The sequence below is a fragment of the Campylobacter sp. CFSAN093246 genome, assembly GCF_012889415.1.
Taxonomy (GTDB): domain Bacteria; phylum Campylobacterota; class Campylobacteria; order Campylobacterales; family Campylobacteraceae; genus Campylobacter_D; species Campylobacter_D jejuni.
Genome location: NZ_CP040613.1, coordinates 432,242 through 446,557 on the forward strand (window position 1 = coordinate 432,242; position 14,316 = coordinate 446,557).

Consider the following 14,316-nt stretch of genomic DNA (forward strand, 5'->3'; position numbering starts at 1 on the left):
AAAATTATATAGATATAAGACTTGCTTTGCTCAATTTATTTTTTATACGGAGGAAAAAAATGGCTAAAGAAAAATTTTCACGTAATAAGCCACACGTAAATATTGGTACTATTGGTCATGTTGACCATGGTAAAACTACTTTAACAGCTGCTATTTCTGCTGTTCTTTCTAGAAGAGGTTTAGCAGAGCTTAAAGATTATGATAATATCGATAATGCTCCAGAAGAAAAAGAGCGTGGTATTACTATTGCTACTTCTCATATTGAATATGAAACAGACAATCGTCACTATGCACACGTTGACTGCCCAGGTCACGCAGATTATGTTAAAAACATGATTACAGGTGCTGCACAAATGGATGGAGCGATCTTGGTTGTTTCTGCTGCAGATGGCCCTATGCCACAAACTAGAGAGCACATTCTTCTTTCTCGTCAAGTAGGCGTTCCATATATTGTTGTTTTTATGAATAAAGCAGATATGGTTGATGATGCTGAACTTTTAGAGTTAGTTGAAATGGAAATTAGAGAATTATTAAGCTCTTATGATTTCCCAGGCGATGATACACCTATTATTTCTGGTTCTGCTTTAAAAGCTCTTGAAGAAGCTAAAGCTGGACAAGATGGTGAATGGTCAGCAAAAATTATGGATCTTATGGCTGCAGTTGATAGCTATATTCCAACTCCAACTCGTGATACTGAAAAAGACTTCTTGATGCCAATTGAAGATGTTTTCTCAATTTCAGGTCGTGGTACTGTTGTTACAGGTAGAATTGAAAAAGGTGTTGTAAAAGTAGGTGATACTATCGAAATCGTTGGTATTAAAGATACTCAAACAACAACTGTAACAGGTGTTGAAATGTTCAGAAAAGAAATGGATCAAGGCGAAGCAGGAGATAACGTAGGTGTTCTTCTTCGTGGTACTAAAAAAGAAGAAGTTATCCGTGGTATGGTTCTTGCTAAACCAAAATCAATTACTCCACACACTGACTTCGAAGCTGAAGTTTATATCTTAAATAAAGATGAAGGTGGTAGACATACTCCATTCTTTAACAACTATAGACCACAGTTTTATGTAAGAACAACTGATGTTACAGGTTCGATTAAATTAGCTGATGGTGTTGAAATGGTTATGCCAGGTGAAAATGTGAGAATTACTGTAAGCTTGATCGCTCCAGTAGCACTTGAAGAAGGAACTCGTTTTGCTATTCGTGAAGGTGGTAAAACTGTTGGTTCAGGTGTTGTTTCTAAAATTATTAAATAATTTAATAAAGCCAAGTTAAAAGCTTGGCTTTAATTTTTTAAGGAAAATTGAAATGAGAATTAAAGTTGGTTTAAAGTGTGAAGAATGTGGTGATATTAATTATAGCACCTATAAAAATAGTAAAAATACTACTGAAAAATTAGAATTAAAAAAATATTGCCCAAGATTAAAAAAACATACACTTCACAAAGAAGTTAAGCTAAAAAGTTAAGCTTGCGCCCTTAGGGCAATAGCTCCAACGGTAGAGCGCCGGATTCCAAATCCGATGGTTGGGGGTTCGAATCCCTCTTGCCCTGCCATAATTAAGGTTTAAATAAATGGAAAAATTAATAACTTATTTTAAATTATCAAAAGCCGAATTAAGGAAAGTAATTTTTCCTTTAAAAGAACAGGTAAGAAATGCCTATATTACAGTTTTTGTGGTTGTTGCGGTGATTTCTTTGTTTTTGGCGTTAGTGGATTGGCTTATGTCCTCTATTGTTTCTGCGATCGTATAAGGAGAGTAAATGAGTACTCATAAATGGTATGCAATTCAAACTTATGCTGGCAGTGAAATGGCAGTTAAAAGAGCCATTGAAAATTTAGTAAAAGATAACGGAATTGAAGAACAACTTAAAGAAATTGTTGTTCCAACTGAAGATGTTATTGAATTTAAGAATGGAAAGGAGAAGATTAGCGAAAGAAGTTTGTATTCAGGATACGTTTTTGCACTTCTTGATTTAAATACAGAGCTTTGGCATCGCATTCAATCTCTTCCAAAGGTTGGTCGTTTTATTGGAGAATCCAAAAAGCCAACCCCTTTAACAGAAAAAGATATTAATTTGATTTTGGAAAAAGTTCACAATCGTGCAGCGCCTAAACCAAAGATTTCTTTTGAAGAAGGGGAAAATGTGAGAATCACAGAAGGACCATTTGCAAACTTTACTGCAATTGTAGAAGAGTATGATATGGTTCGTGGTTTATTAAAATTAAATGTTTCTATTTTTGGACGTTCAACTCCAGTGGAGATCTTATATTCTCAAGTTGAGAAAATAATTTAATTTATATCAAGTAAGGAGATTTGTTATGGCTAAAAAAGTCGTAGGCGAAATTAAATTGCAAATTGCTGCCACAAAAGCAAACCCATCACCACCTGTTGGTCCTGCTTTGGGTCAGCAAGGTGTTAATATTATGGAGTTTTGTAAGGCTTTTAATGAAAGAACAAAAGATATGGCAGGTTTTAATATCCCTGTTGTTATCACTGTTTATGCAGATAAAAGTTTTACTTTTATTACAAAACAACCGCCAGCTACGGATTTGATCAAAAAAGCAGCTGGAATTTCTAAAGGTACGGATAATCCACTTAAAAATAAGGTGGGTAAGTTAACTCGTGCTCAAGTTTTAGAAATAGTAGATAAGAAAATTGCAGATTTAAATACTAAAGATAGAGATCAAGCTGCTAAAATTATTGCAGGTTCAGCTCGTTCTATGGGTGTTGAAATCGTAGATTAATCCTTTCACCGCCAAGGTAAAAGGCGGTAGCACTTTAAAATGCGGAGAAAATAAATGGCTAAGATAGCAAAAAGATTAAAAGAATTATCACAAAAAATTGATTCAAATAAAGAGTATGCTTTAAGCGATGCAATTGATACAATAAAGACTTTAAAGTCTGCTAAATTTGATGAGACTGTAGAAATTGCTTTAAAACTTAATGTTGATCCAAGACATGCAGATCAAATGGTAAGAGGATCTGTTGTTTTACCTGCTGGAACGGGTAAAAAAGTTCGTGTTGCTGTAATTGCAAAAGACGCAAAAGCTGATGAAGCGAAAAATGCTGGTGCAGATATTGTGGGTAGCGATGATTTAGTAGAAGAAATTCAAAAAGGTAATATGAATTTTGATGTTTTGATTGCTACTCCAAATTTAATGGGACTTGTTGGTAAAGTTGGTAGAATTTTAGGGCCAAAAGGTTTAATGCCAAATCCTAAAACTGGAACAGTGACTATGGATGTTGCTCAAGCAGTTAATAATGCAAAAAGTGGTCAGGTAAATTTCCGTGTTGATAAGCAAGGAAATATCCATGCAGGTCTTGGTAAAGTAAGTTTTTCCAAAGAACAATTATGGGATAATGTTAGCACTTTTGTAAAGGCAATTAACAAACATAAACCTGCTGCAGCTAAAGGTAGATATATTAAAAATGCGGCTTTATCTTTGACAATGAGCCCTTCTGTAAAGCTTGAAACACAAGAATTGCTTGATATGAAATAAGAGTTGCTTTTTTGCAACTCTTTTGTTTTAAAATAAACATTTGAAAAAATTTTTGATTTTTTGAAATGTTTATTTTAGATTGAAGATAGTCGAGGCGTAAGCTTAATTGGATTTCCACTCTACTTGAAATCTCAATCGGAAAGGAGAAAATGTGACTAGAAGCGAAAAAGTTGAGATTATTGCTAAACTTGAAGAAGGTTTTAAAGCTAGTGAAGCTATTGTAGTTTGTAATTACAGAGGTCTTAGCACAAAAAAACTAGAAGAGCTTAGAAATAATGCAAGAGAAAACAATGTAAAAGTTCAAATTGTTAAAAATACTTTGGCTAACATTGCTCTTAACAATTCCGGTAAAACAGGTCTAGTTCTTAAAGATACAAATATTTATCTTTGGGGCGAAGATCAGCTAAGTGTTTCAAAAGTAGCTGCTAAATTTGAAGAAAATAACGATAAATTTGAAATCAAAACAGCTCATATTGAAGGCGAAGTTGCAGATGTTGCTAAGGTTAAAGCTCTTGCTAAAATGCCTTCACGCAATGAGTTGCTTGCTATGCTTTTGCAAGTTTGGAATGCGCCAATTACCAATTTCACAATAGGTTTAAATGCGCTTAAAAATAAAAAAGAATCTGAATAAATTAAATAAAAGGATAAAAAATGGCAATCTCTAAAGAAGATGTATTAGAATATATTTCAAATTTAAGTGTTCTTGAGTTATCAGAACTTGTAAAGGAATTTGAAGAAAAATTTGGTGTGTCTGCTGCTCCTGTAATGGTAGCTGGTGGTGCTGTAGCTGGTGGTGCTGTAGCTGCTGCTGAAGAAAAAACTGAATTTGATATCGTTTTAACTGATGGCGGTGCTAAAAAGATTGAAGTTATTAAAATCGTTCGTGCTCTTACAGGCCTTGGTCTTAAAGAAGCAAAAGATGCAGTTGAGCAAACTCCTTCAACTCTAAAAGAGGGTGTGGCTAAAGCTGAAGCTGAGGAAGCTAAAAAACAACTTGAAGAAGCTGGTGCTAAAGTAGAACTTAAGTAATTTTAAGCTTTAAAGTTAGAAGAAGATTTGCCAAGGCAAGTCTTCTTTTTTTATTTTTACCTAATTTTTAGGTCTTCTTTTTTAAATTTACAAAATTTACCATGAGGTATGTGCGATATGTTAGATAATAAATTAGGAAATCGTTTAAGAGTAGACTTCTCAAACATTTCAAAACAAATAGAAATCCCAAATCTTCTACAATTACAAAAAAAGAGTTTTGATTATTTTTTAAATCTTGGTAATGGTGAAAGTGGTATAGAAAAAGTTTTTAAATCAATTTTTCCTATTCATGATCCGCAAAATAGATTGAGTCTTGAATATGTTAGTAGTGAAATAGGCAAGCCAAAATATACCATTCGCGAATGCATGGAAAGAGGTTTGACTTATTCTGTAAATTTAAAAATGAAAATCCGTCTTACTCTGCATGAAAAAGATGAAAAAACAGGGGAAAAAGTTGGCGTAAAAGATATTAAAGAACAAGAAATTTATATCCGCGAAATTCCTTTAATGACAGATCGTGTATCTTTTATCATTAACGGGGTTGAGAGAGTGGTTGTAAATCAATTACATAGAAGCCCTGGTGTTATTTTTAAAGAAGAAGAAAGTTCAACGGTTGCAAATAAGCTTGTTTATACAGCACAAATTATTCCTGATCGTGGTTCGTGGCTTTATTTTGAATACGATGCCAAAGATGTTTTGTATGTAAGAATCAATAAGCGTAGAAAAGTTCCTGTAACTATGCTTTTTAGAGCTTTAGGGTATAAAAAACAAGATATTATTAAGTTGTTTTATCCTATTCAGACTATACATGTGAAAAAAGATAAATTTTTAACAGAATTTAATCCAAATGATTTTATGGATAGAATAGAATATGATATTAAAGATGAAAAAGGAAAAATCGTTCATCAAGCTGGAAAAAGACTTACAAAGAAAAAAGCAGAACAGCTTATTAAAGACGGTTTAAAATGGATAGAATATCCTGTAGAAATTTTACTTAATCGTTATTTAGCAAATCCTATTATTGATAAAGAAAGTGGAGAGGTTTTATTTGATTCTTTAACTTTGTTAGATGAGAGTAAGCTTGCTAAGATTAAAGAGCAAAAAAGTTTTGATATAGCAAATGACTTGGCTAATGGCGTTGATGCAGCGATTATTAACTCCTTTGCTCAAGATGGAGAAACTCTAAAACTTCTTAAACAAAGTGAAAATATCGATGATGAAAATGATTTAGCTGCGATTAGAATTTACAAAGTTATGCGCCCAGGTGAACCTGTGGTAAAAGATGCAGCGAAGGCTTTTGTAAATGATTTATTCTTCAATCCTGAAAGATACGATCTTACCAAGGTAGGTCGTATGAAAATGAACCATAAGTTAGGTCTTGAAGTGCCTGAGTATGTTACTGTTTTGACTAATGAAGATATTATTAAAACTGCAAAATATTTAATTAAAGTAAAAAATGGTAAAGGACATATTGATGATAGAGATCATTTAGGAAATCGTCGTATCCGTTCTATAGGTGAACTTTTAGCCAATGAACTTCATTTAGGTCTTGCAAAAATGCAAAAGGCGATCAGAGATAAATTTACTTCTTTAAATGCGGATCTTGATAAAGCAATGCCTTATGATTTAATCAATCCTAAAATGATTACTACAACTATCATTGAATTTTTTACAGGAGGTCAGCTTTCGCAATTTATGGATCAAACCAACCCTTTAAGTGAGGTTACTCATAAGCGTCGTTTATCAGCGCTTGGTGAAGGTGGGCTTGTAAAAGAAAGAGCAGGTTTTGAAGTGCGTGATGTTCACGCGACACATTATGGTAGAATTTGTCCAGTTGAAACACCTGAAGGTCAAAATATTGGTTTGATTAACACTCTTTCTACTTATGCAAAAGTAAATGAACTTGGCTTTGTTGAAGCACCATATAGAAAAGTTGTAAATGGTAAAGTGACTAATGAAGTTGTTTATCTTACAGCAACACAAGAAGAAGGCTTATTTATCGCACCAGCTTCAACTAAGGTTGATGCTAAAGGCAATATAGTAGAAGAATTTGTTGAGGCTAGACAAGATGGTGAAACTATACTTGCAAGACGCGAAGAAGTGCAATTAATCGATCTTTGCTCAGGTATGGTTGTTGGGGTTGCGGCTTCTTTGATTCCGTTTTTAGAGCATGATGATGCAAACAGAGCGCTAATGGGTTCAAACATGCAACGTCAAGCTGTGCCACTTCTTACTGCTTCAGCTCCGATAGTAGGAACAGGTATGGAACAAATTATTGCGCGTGATGCTTGGGAAGCTGTTAAAGCAAAGCGTGGCGGTGTGGTTGAGAAAGTGGATAATAAAAGCATTTTCATTTTAGGTGAAGATGATAAAGGTCCATTTATTGACCATTACACTATGGAGAAAAATTTAAGAACCAATCAAAATACAAATTATATTCAACATCCTATTGTTAAAAAAGGTGATATAGTAAAAGCAGGACAAATTATCGCAGATGGTCCTTCTATGGATCAAGGCGAACTTGCTATAGGTAAAAATGCTTTAATCGCTTTTATGCCTTGGAATGGTTATAACTATGAGGATGCTATAGTTGTAAGTGAGAGAATTATTCGTGAAGATACCTTTACAAGTGTGCACATTTATGAAAAAGAAATTGAAGCAAGAGAACTAAAAGACGGTATAGAAGAAATTACCAAAGATATCCCAAATGTAAAAGAAGAAGATGTTGCGCATCTTGATGAGAGCGGTATTGCAAAAATTGGTACCCATATCAAACCAGGCATGATTTTGGTGGGTAAGGTTTCTCCAAAAGGTGAGGTTAAACCAACTCCTGAAGAAAGACTTTTAAGAGCGATTTTTGGAGAAAAAGCAGGACATGTTGTGAATAAATCACTTTATGCAACCGCTTCTTTAGAGGGTGTTGTTGTGGATGTTAAAATTTTCACTAAAAAAGGCTATGAAAAAGATGATCGCGCAATAAAATCTTATGATAAAGAAAAAATGGCTTTAGAAAAAGAACATCATGATAGACTTTTGATGATGGATAGAGAAGAAATGCTTCGTGTTTGTGCTCTTCTTTCCAAAGCCCCTTTAAATAGTGATCAAAAAATTGGAGATAAAAATTATAAAAAAGGACAAACCGCAGATATTAGCGAACTTGAAAAAATCAATCGTTTTACTTTAACAACTTTGATTAAAGCTTATTCTAAAGAGATTCAAAAAGAATACGATGATTTAAAAAATCATTTCCAAAATGAGAAGAAAAAATTAAAAGCAGAACACGATGAAAAGCTTGAAATTTTAGAAAAAGATGATATTTTACCAAGTGGGGTAATTAAGCTTGTTAAAGTTTATATTGCTACAAAAAGAAAGCTTAAAGTCGGTGATAAAATGGCAGGACGTCATGGAAATAAAGGTATAGTTTCAACTATAGTTCCTGAAGTAGATATGCCTTATTTGCCAAATGGTAAGAGCGTGGATATTGCGCTTAATCCACTTGGCGTTCCAAGTCGTATGAATATAGGTCAAATTTTAGAAAGTCATTTAGGTTTAGTTGGACTTAGACTTGGGGATCAAATTCAAGAAATTTTTGATAGAAAGCAAAAAGATTTTCTTAAAGAATTAAGAGCGAAAATACTTGAAATTTGTTCTATTCCAAGACTTGCAAACGAAAAAGAATTTATTAAAAGCTTAAGCGATGAAGAGCTTTTAAACTATGCTAGAGACTGGAGTAAAGGAGTTAAATTTTCTACTCCTGTTTTTGAAGGTGTAAATATAGAAGAATTTAGCAAGCTTTTTAAAATGGCTAAGATAGATATGGATGGCAAAACAGAACTTTATGATGGACGCACGGGGGAAAAAATTGCAGAGCGTGTTCATGTAGGATGTATGTATATGCTAAAACTCCATCACTTGGTTGATGAAAAAGTTCATGCAAGAAGTACAGGACCTTATAGCTTGGTTACCCAGCAACCTGTGGGTGGTAAAGCACTCTTTGGGGGACAAAGATTTGGAGAAATGGAAGTTTGGGCACTTGAAGCTTATGGAGCGGCTCACACTTTAAGAGAAATGTTAACCATAAAATCAGATGATGTAGAAGGTAGATTTAGTGCCTATAAAGCATTGACAAAAGGTGAAAATGTTCCAGCAACAGGAATTCCTGAAACATTTTTTGTATTAACCAATGAGCTTAAATCTCTTGCTTTAGATGTTGAGATTTTTGATAAGGATGAAGATAATGAGTAAATTTAAAGTAATAGAAATTAAAGAAGATGCAAGACCTAGAGATTTTGAAGCATTTCAACTAAGACTTGCAAGTCCTGAAAAAATCAAATCATGGTCTTATGGAGAAGTAAAAAAACCAGAAACTATCAATTATAGAACCTTAAAGCCTGAAAGAGATGGGCTTTTTTGTGCAAAGATTTTTGGACCTATAAGAGATTATGAGTGTCTTTGTGGTAAATACAAAAAAATGCGTTTTAAAGGCGTTAAGTGTGAAAAATGTGGTGTTGAAGTAGCAAATTCAAAAGTGCGTCGTTCTAGAATGGGGCATATCGAGCTTGTAACTCCTGTGGCTCATATTTGGTATGTTAATTCTCTTCCAAGCCGTATAGGAACGCTTTTGGGTGTTAAGATGAAAGATCTTGAGCGCGTGCTTTATTATGAAGCTTATATTGTTGAAAACCCAGGTGATGCTTTCTATGATAATGAAAGTACTAAAAAAGTGGAATATTGCGATGTTTTGAACGAAGAGCAATATCAAAATTTAATGCAACGCTATGAAAATAGCGGCTTTAAAGCAAGAATGGGTGGAGAAGTTGTTCGTGATTTACTTGCAAATTTAGATCTTGTAGCGCTTTTAAATCAGCTTAAAGAAGAAATGGGGGCTACAAATTCAGAGGCTAAGAAAAAAACTATCATTAAACGCTTAAAAGTTGTAGAAAATTTCTTAAATTCAAATTTAAACGCCAATACCGATAGCGACGAAGCTGTACCAAATCGTCCTGAATGGATGATGATTACAAATCTTCCAGTTTTACCGCCAGATTTGCGTCCTTTAGTGGCTTTAGATGGTGGGAAATTTGCAGTTTCTGATGTGAATGACTTATATCGTCGTGTTATCAATAGAAATACACGTCTTAAAAAACTTATGGAACTTGATGCACCTGAAATCATTATCAGAAATGAAAAAAGAATGCTTCAAGAGGCTGTTGATGCGCTTTTTGACAACGGTCGTCGTGCTAATGCTGTAAAAGGAGCAAATAAACGCCCATTGAAATCTTTAAGTGAAATCATCAAAGGGAAACAAGGACGTTTTAGACAAAATCTACTAGGTAAAAGGGTGGATTTCTCAGGTCGTAGTGTTATTGTTGTAGGTCCAAAACTTAGAATGGATCAATGCGGTTTACCTAAAAAAATGGCTTTAGAGCTTTTTAAGCCACATCTTTTAGCTAAGCTTGAAGAAAAAGGTTATGCAACCACAGTAAAACAAGCTAAAAAAATGATAGAAAATAAAACCAATGAAGTTTGGGAATGTTTAGAAGAGGTAGTAAAGGGACATCCTGTTATGCTAAACCGTGCACCTACTTTGCATAAGCTTTCTATCCAAGCTTTTCATCCTGTTTTAGTGGAAGGTAAGGCTATACAACTTCATCCTTTGGTTTGTGCAGCATTTAACGCAGACTTTGATGGGGATCAAATGGCAGTGCATGTACCGCTTTCTCAAGAGGCTATTGCAGAATGTAAAGTGCTTATGCTTTCATCAATGAATATTCTTTTACCAGCAAGCGGTAAGTCTGTAACCGTTCCATCGCAAGATATGGTTTTAGGAATTTATTATCTTTCGTTGGAAAAAGCAGGTGCTAAAGGTTCGCATAAAATTTGTACAGGCATTGATGAAGTGATGATGGCACTTGAAAGCAAGTGTTTGGATATTCATGCGAGCATACAAACTATGGTAGATGGTAGAAAGATTACCACTACAGCAGGAAGATTGATTATTAAATCCATCTTGCCTGATTTTGTGCCTGAAAATAGTTGGAATAAAGTCTTAAAGAAAAAAGACATTGCTGCACTTGTAGATTATGTTTATAAACAAGGTGGTTTAGAGATTACAGCAAGTTTCTTAGATAGACTTAAAAATTTAGGTTTTGAATATGCAACTAAAGCAGGTATTTCAATTTCGATTGCAGATATTATTGTTCCTAATGATAAACAAAAAGCTATCGATGAAGCAAAAAAACAAGTAAGAGAAATTCAAAATTCTTATAATCTCGGTTTGATTACTTCAGGGGAAAGATACAATAAAATCATTGATATTTGGAAAAGTACAAACAATGTTCTTTCAAAAGAAATGATGAAGCTTGTAGAAAAAGATAAAGAAGGTTTTAACTCTATTTATATGATGGCAGATTCTGGTGCTAGGGGTAGTGCGGCTCAAATTTCTCAGCTTGCTGCGATGAGAGGACTTATGACCAAACCTGATGGTTCTATTATCGAAACGCCTATTATTTCAAATTTCCGTGAAGGGCTAAATGTTCTTGAATACTTTATTTCAACTCACGGTGCTAGAAAAGGTCTTGCAGATACCGCTCTTAAAACAGCAAATGCGGGTTATTTGACAAGAAAACTCATCGATGTTGCACAAAATGTAAAAATTACCATTGAAGATTGTGGAACACATGAGGGTGTTGAAATCAATGAAATTACCGCAGATAGTTCTATTATAGAAACTTTAGAAGAAAGAATTTTAGGCAGGGTTTTAGCTGAGGATGTGATTGATCCTATTACAAATTCTGTGCTTTTTGCGGAAGGTACTTTAATGGATGAGGAAAAAGCAAAAATTCTTGGCGAAAGCGGTATAAAAAGTGTCAATATCCGCACTCCTATTACCTGCAAAGCTAAAAAAGGAATTTGTGCAAAATGTTATGGTATCAATCTTGGTGAAGGTAAATTAGTAAAACCAGGCGAAGCAGTGGGAATTATTTCCGCTCAATCTATCGGTGAACCAGGAACGCAGCTAACTCTAAGAACTTTCCATAGCGGGGGAACTGCAAGTACGGATTTACAAGATAGACAAGTAAGCGCACAAAAAGAAGGTTTTATAAGATTTTATAATCTTAAAACTTATAAAAACAAAGAAGGTAAAAATATCGTAGCAAATCGTAGAAATGCGGCGGTTTTACTTGTGGAGCCAAAAATCAAAACTCCATTTAAAGGTGTGATTAATATAGAAAATATTCATGAAGATGTGATTGTTTCTATTAAAGATAAAAAACAAGAAGTAAAATACATATTAAGAAAATACGATCTTGCTAAACCAAATGAATTAGCAGGTGTAAGTGGCAGTATAGATGGAAAACTTTATTTGCCATATCAAAGCGGCATGCAAGTAGAAGAAAATGAAAGTATCGTAGAAGTGATTAAAGAGGGTTGGAATGTACCAAATCGTATTCCTTTTGCGAGTGAAATTTTAGTAGAAGATGGCGAGCCTGTAGTTCAAAATATCAAAGCAGGCGAAAAAGGAACACTCAAATTTTACATCCTTAAAGGCGATGGTTTAGATAGAGTAAAAAATGTTAAAAAAGGTGATATTGTTAAAGAAAAAGGATTCTTTGTAGTGATTGCTGATGAAAATGATAGAGAAGCAAAAAGACACTATATCCCAAGAGAATCTAAGATAGAATTTAACGATAGTGAAAAAATCGATGACGCAAATACTATCATTGCAAGTGCTCCTAAAAAAGAAAGAAAAGTGATTGCAGAATGGGATGCTTATAATAATACTATCATTGCAGAAATTGATGGTGTTGTAAGCTTTGAGGATATTGAAGCAGGTTATAGTGCTGATGAGCAAATTGATGAAGCTACAGGTAAGCGTTCTTTAGTAATTAATGAGTATTTACCTAGCGGAGTTAGACCAACTTTGGTAATTGCAGGAAAAGGTGATAAAGCTGTGCGTTATCACCTTGAACCAAAAACCGTTATTTTTGTTCATGATGGCGATAAAATTGCTCAAGCAGATATTTTAGCAAAAACTCCAAAAGCAGCAGCTAAATCAAAGGATATTACAGGAGGTCTTCCAAGAGTTTCTGAACTTTTTGAAGCAAGAAAACCAAAAAATGCGGCTGTGATTGCAGAAATTGATGGTGTTGTTCGTTTTGATAAGCCTTTGCGTTCTAAAGAAAGAATTATTATCCAAGCAGAAGATGGAACAAGTGCTGAGTATTTAATCGACAAATCAAAACATATTCAAGTAAGAGATGGAGAGTTTATTCATGCAGGTGAAAAACTTACAGATGGAGTTGTTTCGAGTCATGATGTGCTTAAAATTTTAGGTGAAAAAGCCTTGCATTATTATTTGATTTCTGAAATTCAGCAAGTTTATCGCGGACAAGGTGTTGTGATTTCTGATAAACATATAGAAGTTATCGTTTCTCAAATGCTAAGACAAGTAAAAGTTGTAGATAGTGGACATACGAAATTTATTGAAGGTGATTTGGTTTCAAGACGTAAATTCCGTGAAGAAAATGAAAGAATCATTAGAATGGGTGGAGAACCAGCTATTGCCGAGCCTGTGCTTTTAGGTGTAACAAGAGCAGCGATTGGAAGTGATAGTGTGATTTCTGCGGCTTCATTCCAAGAAACTACCAAAGTTTTAACTGAAGCAAGTATAGCAGGTAAATTTGACTACTTAGAAGATTTAAAAGAAAATGTTATTCTAGGTAGAATGATTCCTGTTGGAACAGGGCTTTATGGCGAACAAAATTTAAAACTTAAAGAACAAGAATAAAACTCTATTTTATAGCCCTTCGGGGCTATATTAATACAGTGTATCTAAATCATTAAAATAAATTTTTAAAACTTTTTCTATTTTATTTTTTTCTTCTAGAAGTATTTTTTTATTTTTTTCTCTAAAAGCTTTATTAGAGCAATAAATTAGATAAGATATACTAATGGCAGCAATTATTTTATTTTTATGTTCTATGCCTATAGCCATACATTCAATTTGAGGATTCATTTCTCCAATTTCTATGGCAATTTTTTCTTTTTTAATTTGTTTGATTTGTTGATAGAGTTCATTTATATTATTTAAGGTGTTTTCTGTAATTTTATCAAAATTTTTAGGATAAAGTTTTTCTAATTCCTTTTTATTTTTATTTGATAGTAAGGCTTTGCCTAAAGATGTTGCATAAGCAGGATACGAAGTGCCTATAAAAGATTTTAATTGTACTGTATTATTGGCATCAATTTTTTCTAAATAAAGCACATTTCCATCTTTTAAAATTCCCATTTGACAAGTTTGATTGGTTAAATTTCTTATATTTTTCATATGCTTTTTGATTATTTCAAAAATATTATTTTCATTTTTTATATTACATCCTAATTCTATAATCTTAAAATCCAAATAATAACTTTTATTTTTTAAATCACATTTGATATATTTTTTTTCTTGAAGAGTTTGTAAAATAGGCCAAAGAGTTCCAGCAGGAATGTTTAATTTTTTAGCTATAGCACTTAAGGTAAGCTTTTCTTTTGCAAGTAATTCTAGAATATTTAACACTCTAAGAGTGGGCTGATGCATATTGTCTTTATCCTTGTTTTATTTTTATAAATTTTAGCATATTTTTTACTTTTAGTAACATAAAATCATAATTTTTTTATTTATTAATTTTAATATTTTTTTGTAAAAATTGGCAGTTAATAAGAATAAAATACGAATTTTTACCAAGTTAACAGCTTGATTTTTTTACAAATATTTTGTTATATTTTTTGTATATAA

General features: G+C 33.2%; 11 protein-coding genes and 1 tRNA gene. 11 read left to right on the top strand and 1 reads right to left on the bottom strand.

The genetic code is table 11. The features are described from left to right. Positions 1 to 59: 59 nt before the first annotated feature. The 11 genes from tuf to rpoC all read left to right on the top strand — a co-directional run bounded on the left by tuf (position 60) and on the right by rpoC (position 13,326). Complete coding sequence (tuf, locus tag FBE87_RS02315) at positions 60 to 1,259, top strand: elongation factor Tu (protein ID WP_002855271.1); 1,200 nt, start codon at positions 60 to 62, stop codon at positions 1,257 to 1,259. A 52-nt stretch (positions 1,260 to 1,311) separates the two neighbouring features. Next, positions 1,312 to 1,470, top strand: coding sequence for a 50S ribosomal protein L33 (rpmG, locus tag FBE87_RS02320; RefSeq protein ID WP_002793551.1), 159 nt, complete (start codon positions 1,312 to 1,314; stop codon positions 1,468 to 1,470). 12 nt (positions 1,471 to 1,482) lie between these two features. Next, a tRNA-Trp gene (locus tag FBE87_RS02325) sits at positions 1,483 to 1,558 on the top strand. A gap of 18 nt (positions 1,559 to 1,576) precedes the next feature. Next, positions 1,577 to 1,756, top strand: a complete 180-nt coding sequence (secE, locus tag FBE87_RS02330; protein WP_002854985.1) for a preprotein translocase subunit SecE — start codon at positions 1,577 to 1,579, stop codon at positions 1,754 to 1,756. A gap of 9 nt (positions 1,757 to 1,765) precedes the next feature. Further along, positions 1,766 to 2,299 (top strand): transcription termination/antitermination protein NusG, encoded by a 534-nt coding sequence (nusG, locus tag FBE87_RS02335; RefSeq protein ID WP_002851098.1) that lies wholly within the window; start codon positions 1,766 to 1,768, stop codon positions 2,297 to 2,299. 25 nt (positions 2,300 to 2,324) lie between these two features. Further along, complete coding sequence (gene rplK / locus FBE87_RS02340; protein WP_002779452.1) at positions 2,325 to 2,750, top strand: 50S ribosomal protein L11; 426 nt, start codon at positions 2,325 to 2,327, stop codon at positions 2,748 to 2,750. 54 nt (positions 2,751 to 2,804) lie between these two features. Beyond that, positions 2,805 to 3,506, top strand: a complete 702-nt coding sequence (gene rplA / locus FBE87_RS02345) for a 50S ribosomal protein L1 (protein WP_002854928.1) — start codon at positions 2,805 to 2,807, stop codon at positions 3,504 to 3,506. A gap of 151 nt (positions 3,507 to 3,657) precedes the next feature. Next, positions 3,658 to 4,137 carry a 50S ribosomal protein L10 gene (rplJ, locus tag FBE87_RS02350; RefSeq protein ID WP_002858610.1) on the top strand — a complete coding sequence of 160 codons (480 nt, stop codon included), beginning with the start codon at positions 3,658 to 3,660 and terminating at the stop codon, positions 4,135 to 4,137. 20 nt (positions 4,138 to 4,157) lie between these two features. Continuing rightward, on the top strand, positions 4,158 to 4,535 hold the full coding sequence (gene rplL, locus FBE87_RS02355) for a 50S ribosomal protein L7/L12 (protein WP_002858569.1): 378 nt from the start codon (positions 4,158 to 4,160) through the stop codon (positions 4,533 to 4,535). Positions 4,536 to 4,643: 108 nt separating this feature from the next. Beyond that, a complete protein-coding gene (gene rpoB / locus FBE87_RS02360; protein ID WP_168977216.1) occupies positions 4,644 to 8,780 on the top strand; it encodes a DNA-directed RNA polymerase subunit beta in 4,137 nt (1,378 codons plus the stop codon). After that, entirely contained in the window at positions 8,773 to 13,326 is a 4,554-nt protein-coding gene (rpoC, locus tag FBE87_RS02365; RefSeq protein WP_002867604.1) for a DNA-directed RNA polymerase subunit beta', read from the top strand. The genes rpoB and rpoC overlap by 8 nt, the downstream gene beginning before the upstream one ends. 30 nt (positions 13,327 to 13,356) lie before the next feature. Here rpoC and FBE87_RS02370 read toward each other — a convergent pair whose 3' ends face one another. Continuing rightward, positions 13,357 to 14,118 (bottom strand): IclR family transcriptional regulator, encoded by a 762-nt coding sequence (locus FBE87_RS02370; protein ID WP_002793545.1) that lies wholly within the window; start codon positions 14,116 to 14,118, stop codon positions 13,357 to 13,359. Between the last annotated feature and the right edge of the window lie 198 nt (positions 14,119 to 14,316).